This window comes from Saccharothrix stipae, from assembly GCF_054781895.1.
On sequence record NZ_BAAGTN010000017.1, the window covers coordinates 657861 to 675838 of the forward strand.

Annotated in this window: 19 protein-coding genes and 1 tRNA gene; 10 read left to right on the forward strand and 10 right to left on the reverse strand. The window is 71.5% G+C overall.

Going from position 1 to position 17978, the window contains the following annotated elements:
* Positions 1–2 precede the first annotated feature (2 nt).
* The 3 genes from ACYVLT_RS31190 to ACYVLT_RS31200 all read right to left on the reverse strand — a co-directional run bounded on the left by ACYVLT_RS31190 (position 3) and on the right by ACYVLT_RS31200 (position 3095).
* A complete protein-coding gene (locus ACYVLT_RS31190; protein WP_461123731.1) occupies positions 3–1388 on the reverse strand; it encodes a PP2C family protein-serine/threonine phosphatase in 1386 nt (461 codons plus the stop codon).
* Positions 1385–1846: an FHA domain-containing protein FhaB/FipA gene (locus ACYVLT_RS31195; protein WP_184926688.1), complete on the reverse strand. Its 462-nt coding sequence runs from the start codon at positions 1844–1846 to the stop codon at positions 1385–1387. Before ACYVLT_RS31195 ends, ACYVLT_RS31190 begins: the two co-directional genes overlap by 4 nt.
* Positions 1847–1916: 70 nt before the next feature.
* Complete coding sequence (locus tag ACYVLT_RS31200) at positions 1917–3095, reverse strand: DUF3662 and FHA domain-containing protein (protein ID WP_461123732.1); 1179 nt, start codon at positions 3093–3095, stop codon at positions 1917–1919.
* 116 nt (positions 3096–3211) lie between these two features.
* Between ACYVLT_RS31200 and ACYVLT_RS31205 the strand changes: the two genes are divergently transcribed.
* The 3 genes from ACYVLT_RS31205 (at position 3212) to ACYVLT_RS31215 (ending at position 5010) form a co-directional block, all read left to right on the forward strand.
* Positions 3212–3297: transfer RNA gene (locus ACYVLT_RS31205), tRNA-Leu, on the forward strand.
* Between the two features lie 448 nt (positions 3298–3745).
* The gene (locus ACYVLT_RS31210) at positions 3746–4363 is read left to right on the forward strand and encodes a hypothetical protein (RefSeq protein ID WP_461123733.1); all 618 of its coding nucleotides are present in this window, start codon (positions 3746–3748) and stop codon (positions 4361–4363) included.
* A gap of 14 nt (positions 4364–4377) precedes the next feature.
* Positions 4378–5010: an NAD(P)-binding oxidoreductase gene (locus tag ACYVLT_RS31215; protein ID WP_461123734.1), complete on the forward strand. Its 633-nt coding sequence runs from the start codon at positions 4378–4380 to the stop codon at positions 5008–5010.
* Position 5011: 1 nt separating this feature from the next.
* Here ACYVLT_RS31215 and ACYVLT_RS31220 read toward each other — a convergent pair whose 3' ends face one another.
* On the reverse strand, positions 5012–6301 hold the full coding sequence (locus ACYVLT_RS31220; protein WP_461123735.1) for a D-arabinono-1,4-lactone oxidase: 1290 nt from the start codon (positions 6299–6301) through the stop codon (positions 5012–5014).
* Between the two features lie 73 nt (positions 6302–6374).
* On the opposite strand from ACYVLT_RS31220, the gene ACYVLT_RS31225 reads away from it, so the two are divergent.
* Positions 6375–7562, forward strand: a complete 1188-nt coding sequence (locus ACYVLT_RS31225; RefSeq protein ID WP_461123736.1) for an amino acid deaminase/aldolase — start codon at positions 6375–6377, stop codon at positions 7560–7562.
* Between the two features lie 15 nt (positions 7563–7577).
* Here the strand turns inward: ACYVLT_RS31225 and ACYVLT_RS31230 are convergent, their stop codons facing one another.
* Positions 7578–8246 carry a TetR family transcriptional regulator gene (locus tag ACYVLT_RS31230; RefSeq protein ID WP_461123737.1) on the reverse strand — a complete coding sequence of 223 codons (669 nt, stop codon included), beginning with the start codon at positions 8244–8246 and terminating at the stop codon, positions 7578–7580.
* Positions 8247–8293: 47 nt separating this feature from the next.
* Here ACYVLT_RS31230 and ACYVLT_RS31235 point away from each other — a divergent pair, with 47 nt between their 5' ends.
* From ACYVLT_RS31235 to ACYVLT_RS31245, 3 genes are read left to right on the forward strand one after another with little or no spacing between them, the layout of a single operon-like run.
* A complete protein-coding gene (locus ACYVLT_RS31235; protein ID WP_461124159.1) occupies positions 8294–9586 on the forward strand; it encodes a glycoside hydrolase family 1 protein in 1293 nt (430 codons plus the stop codon).
* A 47-nt stretch (positions 9587–9633) separates the two neighbouring features.
* A complete protein-coding gene (locus tag ACYVLT_RS31240) occupies positions 9634–10806 on the forward strand; it encodes an MFS transporter (protein ID WP_461124160.1) in 1173 nt (390 codons plus the stop codon).
* Positions 10807–10817: 11 nt separating this feature from the next.
* Positions 10818–11609: an SDR family NAD(P)-dependent oxidoreductase gene (locus tag ACYVLT_RS31245; protein ID WP_461123738.1), complete on the forward strand. Its 792-nt coding sequence runs from the start codon at positions 10818–10820 to the stop codon at positions 11607–11609.
* 285 nt (positions 11610–11894) lie between these two features.
* On the opposite strand, the gene ACYVLT_RS31250 is transcribed toward ACYVLT_RS31245, so the two are convergent.
* Positions 11895–12257 carry a hypothetical protein gene (locus tag ACYVLT_RS31250; protein WP_360448491.1) on the reverse strand — a complete coding sequence of 121 codons (363 nt, stop codon included), beginning with the start codon at positions 12255–12257 and terminating at the stop codon, positions 11895–11897.
* 13 nt (positions 12258–12270) lie between these two features.
* Complete coding sequence (locus tag ACYVLT_RS31255; RefSeq protein WP_461123739.1) at positions 12271–12615, reverse strand: hypothetical protein; 345 nt, start codon at positions 12613–12615, stop codon at positions 12271–12273.
* Between the two features lie 252 nt (positions 12616–12867).
* Here ACYVLT_RS31255 and ACYVLT_RS31260 point away from each other — a divergent pair, with 252 nt between their 5' ends.
* From ACYVLT_RS31260 to ACYVLT_RS31270, 3 genes are all read left to right on the forward strand, one after another.
* The gene (locus ACYVLT_RS31260; protein ID WP_461123740.1) at positions 12868–14190 is read left to right on the forward strand and encodes a helix-turn-helix domain-containing protein; all 1323 of its coding nucleotides are present in this window, start codon (positions 12868–12870) and stop codon (positions 14188–14190) included.
* 19 nt (positions 14191–14209) lie between these two features.
* A complete protein-coding gene (locus ACYVLT_RS31265; RefSeq protein ID WP_461124161.1) occupies positions 14210–15100 on the forward strand; it encodes an aminoglycoside phosphotransferase family protein in 891 nt (296 codons plus the stop codon).
* 72 nt (positions 15101–15172) lie between these two features.
* Positions 15173–15487: a hypothetical protein gene (locus ACYVLT_RS31270; RefSeq protein ID WP_461123741.1), complete on the forward strand. Its 315-nt coding sequence runs from the start codon at positions 15173–15175 to the stop codon at positions 15485–15487.
* A gap of 112 nt (positions 15488–15599) precedes the next feature.
* On the opposite strand, the gene ACYVLT_RS31275 is transcribed toward ACYVLT_RS31270, so the two are convergent.
* Genes ACYVLT_RS31275 through ACYVLT_RS31285 form a run of 3 tightly spaced genes read right to left on the reverse strand, consistent with a single transcriptional unit; the run spans position 15600 to position 17937 of the window.
* Positions 15600–16622, reverse strand: coding sequence for a copper resistance D family protein (locus tag ACYVLT_RS31275; protein ID WP_461123742.1), 1023 nt, complete (start codon positions 16620–16622; stop codon positions 15600–15602).
* Positions 16619–17182, reverse strand: coding sequence for a copper resistance CopC family protein (locus ACYVLT_RS31280; protein WP_461123743.1), 564 nt, complete (start codon positions 17180–17182; stop codon positions 16619–16621). The genes ACYVLT_RS31275 and ACYVLT_RS31280 overlap by 4 nt, the downstream gene beginning before the upstream one ends.
* On the reverse strand, positions 17179–17937 hold the full coding sequence (locus tag ACYVLT_RS31285) for a YcnI family copper-binding membrane protein (RefSeq protein WP_461123744.1): 759 nt from the start codon (positions 17935–17937) through the stop codon (positions 17179–17181). Before ACYVLT_RS31285 ends, ACYVLT_RS31280 begins: the two co-directional genes overlap by 4 nt.
* Positions 17938–17978 lie beyond the last annotated feature (41 nt).

A 17978-nucleotide genomic window follows, 5' to 3' on the forward strand; every position in this document is an offset into this window, starting at 1 on the left:
GACTACTGACCCTTTCGGCAATCCGTACCCGGCTTCTGCACGGGCGTGGGTAGCGGAGTTCCCTCCGCAGTGGTGGACGTGGGGGCCTCGGTCGAGGTTGCCGTGGGGTCCACCGCGGTGGTGGACGTCCCGGTTGTGCCCTCGGTGCTGCCCTTCGGGCAGAACGGCAGCGTCTGCTCGGTGCGCAGCCTGCGGATCGCCTCCCGGGCGCCCTCCAGGCCGTCCACGTCGGTGATGCCGTTGCGCACGACGTCCCTGGTGGAGACCTTGAGGTCGTCCACCGTGATCGGCTCGCACGCCTGCGCGCCCGGCGGGCACGAGCCCTCCACCCGGCGGTGCAGGTCGAAGCCGAAGACGCTGCCGGTGACGCCGCGGAACACCGACACCTCGCCGTTGTCCGCGGTGCCGACGTAGTACTGGCGCAGCACGTACCAGCGGGTGCCCAGACCGGCCGCGACCAGCAGCAGGAGCAGGAAGACCACCAGCGCGAGCGCCTTGAGCCGGTTGCCGCGGGCCCGCCGGGGGTCCGGCGGCGGCATCGGCTCGACCCGCTGCGGTATCGGCCGCGGGCCGGTGATGGAACTCGCCCGCGAGGCGGGCGAGTCGGGGGGTGGTGGGTCTTCGCTGCCGTCTCCGGCCGCGCCGCCCACTATCGGGGCGTCCTCCCCGAAGTCGACGTCGACCACGTCGGCGATGACGACCGTCACGTTGTCGGGGCCGCCGCCCTTGAGCGCCAGCTCGATCATCCGGTCCGCGCACGCCTGCGGGTCCGTGATGCGGATCGCCTCTTCGAGCGTCTCCATGCTGACCACGCCGGACAGGCCGTCCGAGCACAGCAGGTAGCGGTCGCCCGGGCGGGCCTCCCGCACCATCAGCCTCGGCTCCACCTCGTGGCCGGTCAACGCGCGCAGCAGCAGCGAGCGCTGCGGGTGCGTGGCCGCTTCCTCTTCGGTGATCCGTCCCTCGTCGATCAACGACTGCACGAACGTGTCGTCGTGCGTGATCTGCGTGAACGTGCCGTTGCGCAGCATGTAGGCGCGCGAGTCGCCGATGTGCACCATGCCCAGCCGCGAGCCCGCGAACAGCACGGCGGTGAGCGTGGTGCCCATGCCGTCCAGGTCGGGGTCGCTCTGCACGAGCTCGGAGATCGCGCCGTTGCCGGCGATCACCGCGTCGCGCAGCTGGCCGAGCAGGTCGTCGCCCGGCTCGTCGTCGTCGAGCGGCGCCAGGGCGGCGATGACGACCTTGCTCGCGACTTCGCCTGCGGCGTGGCCACCCATGCCGTCGGCGAGCGCGAGCAGGCGTGGGCCCGCGTACACGGAGTCCTGATTGTTCGATCGGACCAGGCCCCGGTCGCTGCGGGCCGCGTATCGGAGGACGAGGGTCATGAGCGCAGCTCGATCACCGTTTTGCCAATTCGGATCGGGGAGCCGAGCGGGACCCGGAGTGGGGCCGTGACCTTCGCCCGGTCGAGATAGGTGCCGTTCGTGGAGCCCAGGTCCTCCACGTACCAGTCGGTACCGCGCATCGACAGCCGCGCGTGCCGGGTCGACGCGAAGTCGTCGTCCAGCACGAGCGTGGAGTCGTCGGCGCGGCCGATCATGATCGGCCTGCCGTCCAGGGAGATGCGCGTGCCCGCCAGCGCGCCGTGCGTGACGACGAGCTGCCGGGCCGCCTTGTTCCCCCGGGCGGCTTTGTTCGCGCCTCTACCGAACTTGGGCGTCGGGACACGGAGCCCCGACGCCGCGTACAGATCGGAGCGGACCACTCGAAGCGCAGCCAACACGAACAACCAGAGCAGGACGAGGAAACCCGCTCTGGTCAGCTGCATCACCAGCTCTGGCACCGGTTGTAACCGCTCCTGACTTGAGTGCCGTCACGCCTTCGCCCGAATCGACGCGCCCAGAATGTACTGGTCAGCCCTGGGTGCGGTAGACCAGCGAGGAGTGGCCGATGCGGACGACGTCGCCTTCCGCGAGCTGCCAAGTCTGCACTGGAGTGCCGTTCACCGTGGTGCCGTTCGTCGAACCGAGATCAGCGAGCATGGCACTGTGCCCGTCCCACGTGATCTCCAGGTGCCTCCTGGAGACCCCGGTGTCGGGAAGTCGGAAGTCCGCTTCCTGGCCGCGGCCGACCACGTTGCCGCCCTGCTTGAGGTTGTAGGTGCGGTTGGAACCGTCGTCCAGGTGCAGCGTCGCGTTCAGCTGCCGGGGACCGGACTGGACCGCCGGGGGCGCGTAACCCTGTGCCGGGTCGCCGTAGCCCTGCTGCCCGTAGCCCTGGTCGTAGCCGGGCTGGCCGTAACCCTGCTGGCCGTAACCCTGGTCGTAGCCCTGCTGGCCGTAGCCCTGGTCGTAACCGGGCTGACCGTAACCGGGCTGCTGCTGGCCGTAACCCTGGTCGTAGCCCTGCTGCTGGCCGTAGCCCTGCTCGTAGCCGGGTTGCTGCTGGCCGTAGCCCTGGTCGTAACCGGGCTGCTGTTGGCCGTAGCCCTGCTCGTAGCCGGGCTGCTGCTGACCGTAGCCCTGCTCGTAGCCGGGTTGCTGCTGGCCGTAACCCTGCTGGTCGTAGCCCTGCTGCTGCTGGCCGTAGCCGCCCTGTGCATAGGGGTCGTAGGCGGGCTGGCCCTGTCCTTGTCCGTAGCCGGGAGGCTGGCTCATGGATCCGTCTCCTGCAGTGCGAGGTGGTGCTGACCGTCGGCTGGCAACTTTCACGTCGGGGTCGACGGACGAGCTGGTTCGGAACTGTCCCGTGTGCAGCGCGTCGGAGCGCTCCAGGGAGACTACGACGTCACCATAGGTATCCCATCCGCTCTCTTCGAGGTGCTCCCGGATGGAGTCCCCCAGAAGCTGGGTGATGCGTAGTTCATCCTGACCGTCCCCGGCAAGCCGATCGTGGTCCTGCGGACCCAGCAGGACCTGGTAGTGGTTCGGAGCGAGCAACCTGCCACCCGCCAACTCGCGGATGCTGCTCTCCGCCTCCCGCTGCAGTGCCTGGGCCACTTCCTGCGGGACGACGTTGCCACCGAACACACGCGCGAAGGTGTTGCCGACGATGCCTTCGAGACGGCGCTCGAAGCGCTGTACGAGGCCCACGGCAACCCTCCGACCCGGTCGACTTCTACGACCGATCGTATCCGGGCTGACGTGGCGGTACACGGGGCAATTGGTAACCCGGACGGGGACCATGCTAGTGTTCCCCACGTCGCTCCGGGCGAGTGGCGGAATGGCAGACGCGCACGGTTCAGGTCCGTGTGTCCGAAAGGACGTGGGGGTTCAACTCCCCCCTCGCCCACCACAATCATGAAGTCCCATCCACGGTCGTGGGTGGGACTTCTGGTTTTTCCGGACTTCCCCGTTCCGGGCCCGCGTGATGTCTGTCACCTGGGTGGCTGCGGCCGAACGTGGCGGTGGCGGGGCGGTCGGTCGGTTTCACGCGGCGAGCGGTCGGTCGTACGGTCGCCGGTGTGGCCGGGGGTCCGGGTTCGGCGGGCTTTCCAGGCGAGCGACGCACACGCAGAGCAGCATTCCCGGATTTGCCGGTCATCGGGGTCACCCAGACGGCAGCACCGCCGGGCCGAAGTCCGCCCGCCGGTCGCCGACCGGTTACCGACCGCTCGACGCCGCCGATCGCAGGACGCCTTTTGCCCCGGGGGTGCGACCGTTCCCACCTGGTACGCCTTACCCAGAGCACGAGTCGAAACGCGGCGGACAGCCCGCCGTGGTTTTGCCGAGGAGGCCCTGGCGTGAGCAGCACACCAGCACGGATCGTGGACACCGATGACGCCAGGGCGCTGTCGGCTACCGCCGTTCCGGTTCCCGAACTGCCCGGCTCCGTCGAGGAGCTGGCCGCCTCCGCGGCGTTGCGCCTCGGCTGGCACGGCGTGGTGCTGCCCGAGATGGTCCTCATGGGGCGCAAGGTGATCGTGGTGGCGGAACTGCTGCCCGACGCGCACGCCGAGCGGCTGTGCCTGGGCGCGGGCCCAGAGACCGACCGCACCACGGTGTCCACCTGGGTGTGGCCGGAGATGGACGGCCGGGTGCCGCCCACCGCGGTGCGCATCGTCGGCGTGCTGGCCGTGGCCCGGCACTGGCGGACCGCGTTGGCCTCGGCGGTGCCCTTCGCCCGCTTCGGCAACGCCGCCGCCGTGCTGCCCACGTCGGTCGTGTTCACCCACGACTACCTGGCGAACTGCCTGCCCCGGGTGCGGCGCTACGGCGTCTCGGTGCTGCTGGCCGACGAGGAGTTGCAGCTGAGCACCGACGTGGCCGGGCGCAACGAGACCGTGCCGGTCGAGGACACCGCGACCACCCGCTGGGTGAACGAGCTGGTCTACGAGCGGGTGCTGGCGACCGCGTCCTGACCTACGGTCGGACCATGCGGGTAGTGATCGCGGGTGGACACGGCAAGATCGCGTTGTGGGTGCAGCGGCTGCTGGCCGCGCGGGGTGACAGCGCCACGGCGCTGGTGCGCAACCCGGACCACCACGCCGACGTGCTGGACGCGGGCGGTGTCCCCGTCCACTGCGACCTGGAGGCGACCGACGTCGCCTCGGTCGCCGAACTGCTGAACGGCGCGGGCGCGGCCCTGTTCGCCGCGGGCGCCGGGCCCGGCAGCGGGGTGGCGCGCAAGGACACCGTGGACCGGGCGGCGGCGGCGTTGTTCGCCCAGGCGGCCCAAGACGCCGGTGTGCGCCGGTTCGTGCAGATCAGCACGGGCGGCATCGGCCGGGTGACCGGTGACGAGGTGTTCGACGCCTACCTGGCGGCCAAGGGCGCCGCCGAGGCGGACCTGCGGGAACGCGACCTGGACTGGACGATCCTGCGGCCCGGCCGGCTGACCGACGACGAGCCGACCGGGTTGGTGGAACTGGCCGAGACGCCCCTACGGGGTTCCGTACCGCGCGGCGACGTGGCGGCGGTCGTGGTGGCCCTGCTGGACCGCCCCGGCACCGTCCGGCGCACCTACGAGTTGATCGGCGGCGGGACCCCGATCGCCGAGGCGTTCTGACCTAACGCCCGACCGGGCCGAGCACGCGGTCCAGGTAGGCGTTGGTGAACTTGCCGGTCGGGTCGACCTCGGCCCGGACCCGGCGGAAGTCGTCGAAGTGCGGGTAGCGGTCGCGGAGGGCGTCGGCCGACAGGCGGTGCATCTTGCCCCAGTGGGGGCGTCCGCCGACCGCGCCCGCGATCCGCTCGAACGCGTCGAAGTACCGCCGGTAGGGCATCCCGAGGTACTGGTGGACGGCGACGTAGGCGGTGTCCCGGCCGTGCGCGGTGGACAGCCAGATGTCGTCGCCCTGCGCGACCCGCACCTCGACCGGCACGATGACGCCGTGGTCGAGCCCGGCGACGGCCGCCCGGAGTTCCCGCAGCACGTCGTGCAGCGCCGCGCGGGGCACCGCGTACTCCGTCTCCACGAACCGGACCCTGCGCGGCGTGACGAACACGCGGTGCGAGACGTCCCGGTAGTCGCGTTCCGAGATGAGCGACCCGCACACCCGGTTGAGCGTCCTGGTGGTGGCCGGCAGGGCCTTGGCCAGCTTGCAGACCAGCCCGAACGCGCCGTTCTCCATCACCTCGTACTCGTAGAACCGGCGCAGCGCCGACAGCGGCGCGGCCGGTGAGTCGACCCGGTTGTTCCGCTTCACGATCACCCGGTCGGAGTGCGGGAACCAGTGGAACTCCACGTGGTCCTCGACCGCCGTGAGGTGGTCGAACTCCTCCAGCACCGCGTCCAGCCGGCCGGGGAACTCGCGCGCGTGCAGCACGAACGACGGCACGCACCGCAGGGTGACCGTGCTGATCACGCCCAGCGCACCCAGCCCCACCCTGGCCGCGTGGAACAGCTCGGGCCGTTCGTCGGCCGCGCACCGCGCCACCGACCCGTCGGCCAGCACCAGCTCCAGCGCCACCACCTGGGTGGCCAGGCCGCCGAGCTTCGCGCCGGTGCCGTGCGTGCCGGTCGAGATGGCGCCCGCCACGGTCTGCGCGTCGATGTCGCCGAGGTTCGGCATGGCCAGGCCCAGCACGTCCAGCAGCGCGTTGAACTGCTGCAACGTGGTGCCGGACCGGACGGTCACCAGCGTGCCGGACACGTCGACGACCCCGGTCCACGCGTCCAGGTCGACCGCGACGCCGGGCGCGACCGCGATGCCGGTGAACGAGTGCCCGCTGCCGCGCGGGCGGACACTGGAGGCGCCCGCCACGGCGGAGGCGATCTCGTCGACGCTCGTCGGGTGCTCCACCCGGTGCGGGTTCGCGGACGCCGTGCGGGCCCAGTTCGTCCACGGGGTCCCCATGCCCACCTCCGGATGTGACGCGTTCCACGAACCGTAGGTGAAAGCTATTCACCTTTCAAGTACGGTGAGGCCCATGCAGCACCGCACGCGCCTGGACGCCGCGACGGAGGAGCACGATCCCCCGTTCGCGATAGTCGACCTGGACGCCTTCGACAGCAACGCGGCCGACCTCGTGCGCCGCGCGGGCGGGCGGCCGATCCGGGTGGCGAGCAAGTCCGTGCGGGTCCGGGCGCTGCTGGAACGGGTGCTCGCGCGGCCCGGCTTCGCGGGCGTCATGTGCTACTCGTTGGCCGAGGCGCTGTGGTTGTCCTCGGTCGACCTCTCCGAAGACCTCCTGGTCGCGTACCCGACCGTGGACGAATCCGCGTTGCGGGAGCTCGCGAAGGACGACAAGGCGCGGGCGAGGATCACGATCGTGGTCGACTCGACCGCGCACCTCGACCTGGTCGGGGCCGCGCTCGGCGCCGACCACCCGGAGATCCGGGTGTGCCTGGAGTTGGACGTGTCGTGGCGACCGCTGCCCGGCCTGCACGTCGGCCCACGGCGGTCACCCGTGCACACGGCACGTGAAGCGCGCGCTCTGGCCGAAGCGATCGCGCGCCGGCCGGGGTTCCGGCTGGTCGGCGTGATGGCGTACGAGGGGCAGATCGCGGGGCTGGGCGACGAGCCGCCGGGCAGGCCGCTGCGCGGCGCGGTGCTGCGCTGGATGCAACGCCACTCCGCCGCCGAACTGGTCGAACGCCGCACGGCTGCGGTGTGGGCCGTGCGCCAGGTCGCCGACCTGGAGTTCGTCAACGGCGGCGGCACGGGCAGCCTGGAGGTCACCGCCGCCGACCCGTCGGTCACCGAGCTCGCCGCGGGCTCCGGGCTCATCGGGCCGACCCTGTTCGACGGCTACCGCGGCTTCCGGCCCAAGCCCGCCGTGCTGTTCGCCCTGCCGGTGGTGCGCAGGCCGAAGCGGCACGTGGCCACGTTGTTCTCCGGCGGCTACATCGCCTCGGGCACCGCGACCCCCGACCGCCAACCGTCCCCGTACCTGCCGCTCGGGCTGAAGCTGCTGCCGATGGAGGGCGCGGGCGAGGTGCAGACCCCGGTGGTGGGTCGGGCGGCCGACTCGCTGCACCTGGGCGACCGCGTGTGGCTGCGGCACGCCAAGGCGGGCGAGCTGGCCGAGCGGTTCACCCACTACCACGTCGTGTGCGGCGACGTCGTGGAGCGGACCGTGCCCACCTACCGGGGCGAAGGCCACTCGTTCGGCTGACGGTCGACCGAGGTCCTAGCTCGGGAGCCTGGTCGACAGGTAGCCGCGCACCAGCGCCTTGGCCTCGTCCAGGATCCGCTGGTCACCGGCCGGGTCGCGGCGGAACGCCAGGTTCAGCACGCCGTCCGCCGCCTCGACCGCGATCGAGATCGGCAGTTGCAGCTCGGTGAACGGGATGTCGAACTTGGCCGAGATCATCTCCGCGATGCGGTCGGAGATGACCGTGTTGTTGTCGCGCCGGTCGTCCAGCAGGCGCATGTCGACCACGTCGCCGAAGTGCAGCTTGGAGAACGCGGGCACCTCGCGGTGCATCGACACGTACACGTCGAAGATCGAGTCGACGGCGTCCCACCAGTGCTCAAGGGTGGTGGAGGTGAACCGGCCGTCCACCGTCTGGATGAACTTCTCCAGGTTGCGCAGGGTCAGCGCCTGCACGACCGCCCGTTTGTCCGGGAAGAACTGGTAGAGCGAGCCCACCGCGACCCCCGCGCGCTCGGCGATCAACGTCGTGGTGACTCCGTCGTAGCCGACCTCCTCGATGAGCTGTGCGCAGGCTTCGAGCATCCGCTCGACGCGCTTGGCGCTGCGCTGCTGCACCGGCTGGCGGCGCAGCGGGGTCGTACTGGTCACGGCGACTCCTGCTGAGTGGACTGCGGGACTCCATAGTGCCCGGTTGTGGACCATTCCACTTCACTTCGCGGTGCAACACGCCTACGATCCGAATGACTTTCATGTTCTGGGAGGCTTGCGTGACCGTGCCGAACGACTTCCCGGGTACCGACGACTTCCCCGGTGCCGACTTCCCCGGTACCGACTTCCTTTGGGGAGTGTCGACCTCCGCGTTCCAGATCGAGGGGTCGTTCACCGCCGCCGGCCGGCAACCGTCCACGTGGGACGCGTTCCCGGCGTTCGAGGGGCACGACGCGTCCGTGGCGTGCGACCACTACCGCCGCTACCGCGAGGACATCGCGCTCATGCGGTCCCTCGGCGTGGGCGCCTACCGCTTCTCCGTGTCGTGGCCGCGGGTGCTGGCGGGGGACTTGGAGTTCTACGACCGGCTGGTGGACGAACTGCTGGAGTCCGGCATCGAGCCCGTCGCCACGCTGTACCACTGGGACACCCCGCTGACCGTGGAGGACGCGGGCGGGTGGCTCAGCCGTGACACCGCCTCGCGGTTCGCCGAGTACGCCGCCGAGGTCGGCGGACGCCTGGCCGACCGGGTCGCGATGTGGATCCCGATCAACGAGCCCGCGATGGTGACGCTGCTCGGGTACGCCACCGGGCAGCACGCGCCGGGCAAGGCGCTGCTCTTCGACGCGCTGCCGACCGCGCACCACCTCAACCTGGCGCACGGGCTCGCCGTGCAGGCACTGCGTTCCGCCGGAGCGCGCGCTGTGGGCACGGCGAACAACCACACGCCCGCGTGGCCGGCCGGCCCGTCCGACGAGCCGGCCGCGGCGGCCTACTCCGATCTGCACAACTGGCTCTACGCCGACGCGCAGCTGGCCGGGCGCTACCCGGACTCGCTGGCCGACCGCTTGCCGATCGTGGACGGCGACCTGGCGATCGCCGCCGCGCCGCTCGACTTCTACGGCGTGAACTACTACAACCCGACCCGGCTGCGGCAACCGTCCGAGGGCAACCCGCTGCCGTTCGAGCTGGTGGACATCGAGGAGTACCCGAAGACCGGCTTCGGCTGGCCGGTCGTGCCGTCCGGGTTGTCGGAGATGATCTCCCTGTTGCGAGATCGCTTTGTCGACTTGCCTCCCGTGTACGTGACCGAGAGCGGGTGCAGCTACCCGCACTCGTCGGCGGACACCGAGCGGATCGAGTACCTGGACCGGCACATCGAGGAGGCGCTGAAAGCGGACGTCCGCGGGTACTTCGTGTGGTCCTTGATGGACAACTTCGAGTGGGACTCGGGGTACTCGCAGCGGTTCGGCCTGGTCCACGTCGACTACGCGACGCAGGAACGCACCCCGCGTGCCTCGTTCGAGTGGTACCGCGACCGGATCAAGCGGTGACCGCGGAGGCGTTGGCCGAACCGGTCGTCCCGGTCCGGCGGTCGTGGATGACGTGGCTGTTCCTGGCCAACCTGGGCCTGTGGCTGGCCATCTACGCGCCGATCCAGGTGCTGCTGCCGCAACAGGCCGAGCTGCTCGACGCGGCGGGCAAGGAAGCGGTGTTCGGCCTGGTCACGGGGGTCGGCGCGCTCGTGGCGCTGGTGGCGAACCCGCTGATCGGGCTGTCCTCGGACCGGACCACGTCCCGGTTCGGCCGGCGGCACCCGTGGACCCTGGCGGGCGCGCTGATCGGCGCCCTCGGTCTGGTGGTGCTGTCGGCCGCGTCCTCCGTCGGTGTGATGGTGCTCGGGTGGTGCCTGGTGCAGGCCGGGCTCAACGGGATGCTCGCGAGCCTCACCTCCGCCGTGCCCGACCGGGTGCCCGTGCGGCAGCGGGCCAAGGTGGGCGGGCTGGTCGGCGTCTCCCAGATGCTCGGCACCGTGCTGGGCGCGGTTGTGGTGACGGTGCTGGTCAGCGGCCTGTCGGCGGGGTACCTGGCGTGCGCGGCGCTGGTCGTCGTCGGCGCGGCCGCGTTCGTGCTGATCACCCCGGACACCCGGCTGCCGCTCGTCGCCCGCCCGGCGCTGCGGTGGCGCGAGCTGTGGGTGTCGCCGAGGCGGAACCCGGACTTCGCCTGGGCGTGGGCCGCCCACTTCATGATCAACCTGGGCAACGCGTTCGGCACGCTCTACCTGCTGTACTTCCTCGGTGACGTGGTCCGGCACCCGTCGCCCGAGGACGGCCTGCTGGTGCTGATGCTGCTCTACGGCGTGGCGCTGGCGCTCGGCGCGTTCGCCGTCGGGGTCCGCTCGGACCGGACCGGCAGGCGCAAGCCGTACGTGCTGATGTCGGCCGGCGTGATGGCCGCGGCGGCGCTGCTGCTCGTCGCCTGGCCGACGTGGCCGGCGGCGCTGGTCGCGGCGCCGCTGCTCGGCGTCGGCTTCGGCGGGTACTGGGCGGTGGCGTTGGCGCTGTTGACGCAGGTGCTGCCCGCCGCGTCGGACCGCGCCAAGGACCTCGGCGTGCTCAACATCGCCAACTCGCTGCCCCAGGTGGTCGCGCCGCTGCTGACGACGTTCGTGCTGGCGGGGCTCGGCGGGTACCGGGGGTTGTTCGCCGTGTCGGCGCTCGCCACGCTGTGCGCGGCGGTGCTCGTGACGCGGGTCCGTTCGGTGGCCTAGGAGGAGTTCGAGTGCGGTTGGCGGGCAAGGCGGTCGTGGTGACCGGTGCGTCGCAGGGCATCGGCGCGGCGACGGCCCGGACGCTCGCGGGGTGCGGTTCGGTTGTCGTGCTCGTGGCACGCGGCGGTGAAGCGCTGGATGAGCAGGTCGAACGGATCACGGCGATCGGCGGGCGTGCGGTCGCGCTGCCCGCCGACCTCGCGGACGTCGACCAGATCCACGCGCTCGCCGAACGGGTGGTCGCGGCGGTCGGCGTGCCGGACGTGCTGGTGAACAACGCCGGTGTCGGCCGCTGGCTGTTCCTGGACGACACCCCGACCCCCGAGCTGGCCGGGATGATCGCCCTGCCGTTCACCGCCGCACTACACCTGACCAGGGAGTTCCTGCCGGGGATGCGGGCGCGCGGCTCGGGCCGGGTGGTCAACGTGAACTCACCGGTGTCGCGCCTGCCGATCCCCGGCGCCACCGGGTACGCGGCGGCCCGCTACGCGTTGCGCGGGCTGACCGCGGCGCTGCGGATGGACCTGCGCGGCACGGGCATCGGGGTGAGCGAGGTCGTGCCGGGCAAGGTGAGCAGCCGGTACTTCGTCAACAACCCCGGCGCGGAGGAGCGCATCCCGGCGCTGGCCAGGGTGATCCCGACGGTGACGCCGCAGGACGTGGCGGCGCGCATCGCGTGGGCGGTGGAGCGCGAGCGGGACGAGGTGGTCTTCCCGTGGCAGCTGCGGGCGTTCGACCTGGCCGGTCGGCTGTTCCCCGGGCTCACCGGGTACCTGACCTGGCGCACCGGCACCCACCGCTGAGCCCCTGAGCACGCGAAACGGCCCCGATGTCCGCGCGGGAGGGGCGGACATCGGGGCCGGGTTGGTGCCCGCGGACCAGTGCCGGTCGGGGAGGGAAGGTGTGCACGACACCGGCCCGCGGATGACTGTGGAGTTGTCGTGCCGGTGGAGCCGTCGTGCTGGTGGAGCTTGAGCCGGCCGGCGGTCCGATCGTCGCGGTCGGGGGTTCGCACGTCCCGGACCGCCGGCCAGTAGGCGGGTGCTCGACCTGGTCGCGTCGGGGGAACGACAGGTCGGGGCCGCCCGTCAGTGGGCTCTGGCCACGAATCCCCGGCGCGACCTGGTGACCGGAGGGGTCACCGGCGCCGATCGGAGGTGGCGAGCCGGGCGCGGGGCCAAACCGCCCGCGACCAGGTGTTCGTACGCGGCGCGCCACACCGAGCAGGGGCTCTTCTGCTGCCGCCACCGACCGGAGCACTCGGGGCAGTTGCCCTTCTCGTCCGGTTCGTGCGCGGCGAGCAGGGCCCGCCACCCCTCGGTCAGCCGAGGGAGCTCGGAACGTGCCACCGAGAGCAGGGACGGGGCGTCGGCCTCGTTGGCCAGCTCCGTGAGCAGGTCCAACCGCTCCCACACCGCGTTGCGAAGAACTTGTCCGAGGATCTCGTCCACCGAAACGTCACCGTCACCTTTCCGCCTGCTCGGCGGCCTCACGTAGCGCGGCCCTGAGTTGTACGAGTTGGTCGGCCGAGAGCACCGCGGTCTCACCCGGCGGACCGACCAGGACCACGCGGCCCCGGTCGACCAGCACGGTGAGGCAGCGGTCCCGGTCGACCACGTCGCTGCAGCGAATCCGCCACCAGCGACGTTGCCCGGTCGTGCCGCGCCATCCGGAGTCGAGGTCGGTCGACTCCCGGACAGACAGGGAAGGCGAAGAGGGGGCCGCGGCGACGGCAGGCGCTGCAGGTCCACCAGTGGTGGTCACCGCCCGCTCGATCAGGTCCACAGCCAGGTTCCTCTCCGTGCTCACTCGCTTACCGGAACCCAGATTGCGATGATTCAACCCGGATCGGGACGTCATAGCGCTGGCCGGTGGCCGTTCCACGGTAAGCGGTCAGTCGAGTTCGGCAGGGCCGATCAGCTCCGCCGATCGGTACTTCTCGCAGTCGGGGGAGTGCCCCTACTCTGCCGTTGACGCCCAAAGGACTGTGAGGGGGCGCAATTGAACACCATCGGTTCGCCAAGCTCTCCTGTTACACCAGACGTCTGGGACCAGCAGGAGATGCGGGACGCGCTTGCCAGACGAGAGATCAGCGCGGTCTACCGCCTGCTCCGACGGCACGGCGTCTCGCAACGCCAGATCGCGGCGTTGACGGGCCAGTCGCAGTCCGAAGTCTCGGAGATCCTCAAGGGACGCCAGGTCATGGCCTACGACGTCCTCGCGCGGATCGCCGCCGGCTTGGGTGTCCCAAGGGGGTACATGGGCCTCGCTTACGACGAGGCCACGGCAGTGCGGGTGGCCGCCACGGCGGAGGCACCCCATTCTGAGGAGGACGAGTCGGTGAAGCGAAGGAAGTTCCTCGCGCACGCCGCCGCCATCACCGTCGGCGCGGCCGTGTTCGGTACGGACTCCGGGTCTTGGGCTTCATCGCCCGCGCAGACTCCGGCCCCTGGCCGGATCGGCATGACCGACGTGCGCCAGGTCGAAGCGGCCACCAGGGCGTTGCGCACCCTGGACTACCAGTACGGCGGCGGCTCGTGCCGCGACGCGGTGGTCGCCCAGCTCTCGTGGGGCCAGCAGATGCTCGGCGCGAACGCGACCGACCTGGTCAAGGAACGCCTCTACGTCGCGCTCGCCGACCTGCACAACCTGGCCGGGTGGACCTCGTTCGACACCGGCCTGTACGACTCGGCCCGCAACCACTTCGGTCAGGCGCTCGGCCTGGCCAAGCAGGGGCGCAAGGAAGAGCTCGTGGCCAACATCCTCTACCGGATGGGCCGCGTCTACCTGCACCAGGACGCGCCGGACGACGCGTTGAAGGTGTTCCAGCTCGGCCAGCTGGCCGCGCAGAACTCCGGCTCGGAACTCGCCGTCGGCATCCTGTGCGCCAACGAGGCGTGGGCCTACGCGAAGATGGGCTCCGACCACCAGGCGCTCAAGCTGCTCGGCCGCGCGCGCGACGAGTTCGCCCGCGCCAACGTCGGCGAGGCGCCCGCCTGGGCCAAGTTCTTCGACGCCAACGACCTGTCCGCGATGATCGGCACGGTGCACACCGAGCTGGCGCAGACCGTGGACGCGAAGTACACGCGCACCGCGGTGCCCGCGTTGACCAAGGCCATCGGCGGCTACGGCGAGGACATGACCCGCAGCCGGTCGTTCAACCTCACCTCGCTGTCGATCAACCACCTGCTCGACGGCGACATCGACCACGGCGCGCGCCTGGGCCGCCAGGCGATCGAGCTGTCCGAGGGCCTGAAGTCGGTCCGCACGAAGGACCGGATGAAGCCGCTGCAGTCCGAGGCCGAGAAGCGCCGCAACAACCCCGACGCCCGTGAGCTGGCCGAACGCCTGGCCAAGTTCACCGGTAGCGACAGCGCGGCCTGAGCTGCGGGGAGTCGGGGTCCTGGACGGCAGGTTCACCTCCGCCGCGCTGACCGCCGTGCTGAGGCGGCTGTGCGCCGAACTGGGGTTGGCGCACCGCGGCGCCCGGCTGGTGAAGTTCACCAGCAACGCCGTGTTCGAACTGCCCGGCGACCGGGTCGTGGTGCGGATCGTCGGCTCGATGAACCTGCGCCACCGGGCGCACAAGGTGGTCGAGGTCGCGCGGTGGCTCGCCGGGCACGACGTGCCCGCGGTCCGGCTGGTGGAGGGCGTGCCCCAGCCGTTGGCGGTGGGGGACCACCTGGCCACCGTGTGGCACACCGTGCCCTCGGGCGGCAGGCCCGTCGACGGCCGTGACCTGGGCCGGGTGTTGCGGCAGGTGCACGCGCTGCCCGCGCCGGAGTTCGAGTTGCCGCGCTGGGCGCCGCTGGACGACGTGCGCAGGCGCATCGCCGACGCCGAGGAGCTGTCCGCGCCGGACCGCCGGTTCCTGGAGGACCGGTGCGCCGAGGCCGACCACCTCCTGGCCGAGCTGCGGACCGTGCTGCCGCAGGGCGTGGTGCACGGCGACGCGCACCTGGGCAACCTGATCCCCAGCCCCGACGGCCCGGTGATCTGCGATTTCGACTCCACCAGCGTCGGGCCGCGCGAGTGGGACCTGAGCACCCTGCCGGTCGGCGTCGCCCGCTTCGGCCACCCCGTCGAGTGGTACCGGCAGCTGGCCGACGAGTACGGCTTCGACGTCACCCGGTGGGCCGGTTTCCCGGTGTTGCGCGAGGTCAGGGAGCTGAAGCTGACCACGAGCGTGCTGCCGATCATGCGCAGCCACCCCGGTGTGCGCGACGAGCTGCACGGCCGGCTCAAGGCCCTGCGCGCGGGCGACACCACGACCCAGTGGACCCCCTACCGCTGAAACCGGGGGCGTGGGGGAACGAACCCGTAACACTTGCCGCGCGTCATACGAATGAGGCATCGACGAGTTCGGGTGACGGTCGGCGAGGTGGGCGTGGTCGGGAATCTGCCGGTGGTGCGGCGTCGGAAGGTCAAGCGGGCCCTGCGGGCCGCGCGGATGTTGGACGAGGTCGTGGACACCCAGCTGCCGTTCCTGGCGTCGTTCGACGAGCAGCGCCGCCGCCGGTCGGCCAACTACCTGGCCGAACTGGTGAAGCTCGCCCAGGACTACCGGTACTTCGCCCAGGGCTGGATCGACGCCGAGGAGCTCGAACGGCGAGGTCAGGACGCGATGGCGGCGCTGACCAAGCTCCGCGAGGACCCTTCCGCGCGACTGGTCACCGATTAGGGCGTTCAGCGCAGTTCGTCGCACCGAACGGACCACTCACCGACGCCGGGCGCGCCATGCGCTCCCCTCCCGCGCTCGCGCCGCGTGATCGCGGGAGCTCGTGGACCGGGGATCAGGCGACCGGCGCCCGGGAGAGCACGACCGCCAGCCCGAACGCGATGCCCATGATGGTCAGCTCCACCGCGGCCCAGCCCACGATCGCGGTGGTCCGGTGCCGGGCGATGTGCGGCAGCAGCCGCCAGCGGATGTTCGCGCCCAGACCCGCCAGGAGCGCGGCGCACACGACCTTGCCGATCAGCACCAGCCCGTACGACGTGGTGAACAGCGAGCCCGGCAGGCCGACGACCGGGTTGAGCGCCAGTTCCAGCACACCGTTGAACAGGCCCGTCACCGACACCAGGAGCAACGCCACGGTGGCGAGCTTGGAGAACTTCGGCAGCGCGTCGGCCAGCAGGCCCCGCCGGTGCGCGACCAGCACCACCAGCGCCGCCAGGCCGCCGGTCCACGCCGCCGCGCCGAGGACGTGCAGCTCCATCGAGATCATCGAGTAGTCGTGGTACTTCCAGTTCGACGCGTGGCCGGTCACCGGCAGCGGCAGCAGGCCGAACATGGCGATCAGGATGCGCAGCTCCGCGGGCACCGATTCGCCCCGGCGCACCGCCATGACGCCGATCCACAGGTACACCAGCGCGCACACCGCGCTGAACAGCAACCCCTGCCCGGCCCCGACGCGCTGCACGTAGTCCACGACCATGGGCATGGTCAGTTCCGCATCCGGACGCGTCTCGTACGCGCGGATCACGATGGACAGCAGCGCGGTGAAGGCCCACACCGCCGCGGCGATCACCGCGGCCGGCCGGGCCACGCGCAGCACCGGTTCGGTGAGGGCGGGCCGGCTGAACCCGAGCAGCTTCGGCAGCAGCGAGAGCCCCACGACGACGGTCGCGGCCACGTCCAGCAGGGTCCGCACCAGCGGGTGCGCGTACCGGACCACCACCCCCGGCTCGGCCACGCCCACCGCTTCCGGTGTGGTGGACAACCCCAGGCCCAGGAAGACGCCGACGGCTCCGCCTGCCAGCAGGCCGCCGACGATCCAGTACCTGTTCGTGGTGGTGGTGGTCCGGTTCGCGGTCATCGCCTGGTGCTCTCCTTGGCGTGGTCCGTGCCGCCGCGCAGCGCGAGGAACGCGCCACCGGCCAGCAGCACGGCCGCGCCGGCGATCCACACCCAGATGGGCACGCCGCCCGCCCCGGACGGCGTGGACGCCGTGTCCTGGGTGGTCGCCGCGGAGGCGGGCGCCGGGGTGCCGTCGCCCGCCTTGGTCAGGGTGAACTTGAGCGAACCCGTCACCGGGTGCCCGTCCGCGGAGAGGATCCGGTAGCCGACGGTGTACTCGGCGGCCGGGCCCAGCGGGCGGACCGGGAAGACGACGCTGTTGTTCTTGACCGTCGGCTCGCCGACCGCTTCCCAGCGCGTGTCCTCGGGCCCGGTGACGGTGATCGTGTTGAACTTCTCCCCGGCCTGCACGGGCTGGTCGAAGGTCAGCGTGATCGTCGTCGGCCCGGCCTCCAGCTGTGACCCGTCCTTCGGGTCGCTGCTGACCAGCACGTTGTGCGCGAACGCGGTGCCGGCCGTGCCGAGCACGACCGCCCCCGCGACCAGGCCGGTCAGCAGCAGCGAGACGACGCGCCTCATGCCGTCGGCTTGCCCGCGCGACGGGACCGCAGCACGGCGCCCGCACCCAGACCGAGCCCCAGCGCGCCGACCGCCAGGCCGGCGCCGCCCAACCAGCGGGCCGTGTCGTCGGTCGAGCCGGCCGCCGCCGCGTCGTGGCCGTCGTCGGCGACCGCGGTCGCCGTGGCGGTGTCGTGGCCGTCACCGCCGGTCTTCGCCACCAGCTTCAGCACGGGCGCGGGGCGGTCCGGCTCGTCGGCGCCCTCGGCGGGCGGCGGGGCGTTCCAGTCCACGACCTCACCGCTGTCGTAGGTCTGCTTGGCGGGCAGGATGAGCTGGTCGGTGTTGTCCGGCAGCGGCCCGACCGACAGGTCGAACTCGTTGAACTGGCCGGGCTCGATGCGGGTGCCCGGGTCGGCGGTCCAGGTGACGGTGCGGACCGCCTCGGTGACCTCGCGGCCGTGGCTCTTCACCGGCGTGGCCAGCTTCTCCTTGACCGCCTCGACCTTCCAGCCGGGCGTCGGCTTGGTGCTCACCGAGGCCAGGGGGTACTCGGCGGGCAGGGTCACCTCCAGCTTGACCGTGCCCGCGTCGGCGCGCTCGTTGGGCACGCGCAGCGTGACCTTGGTGTACCCGCCCTGGACGGCGTCCTTCGGGGTGGACGCGGTGACGTGCGCGGACGCCGGGCCCGCGGTGGTCAGCGCGAGGATCGCGGCGGTGGCGAGCACGCCACCGCCCTTGGCGAGCGTGCGCACGCCAAATCGGTTCGTCGACATGAAGTTGTGCTCCTGAGACCTGAGGTGTGACGGGGACCTGG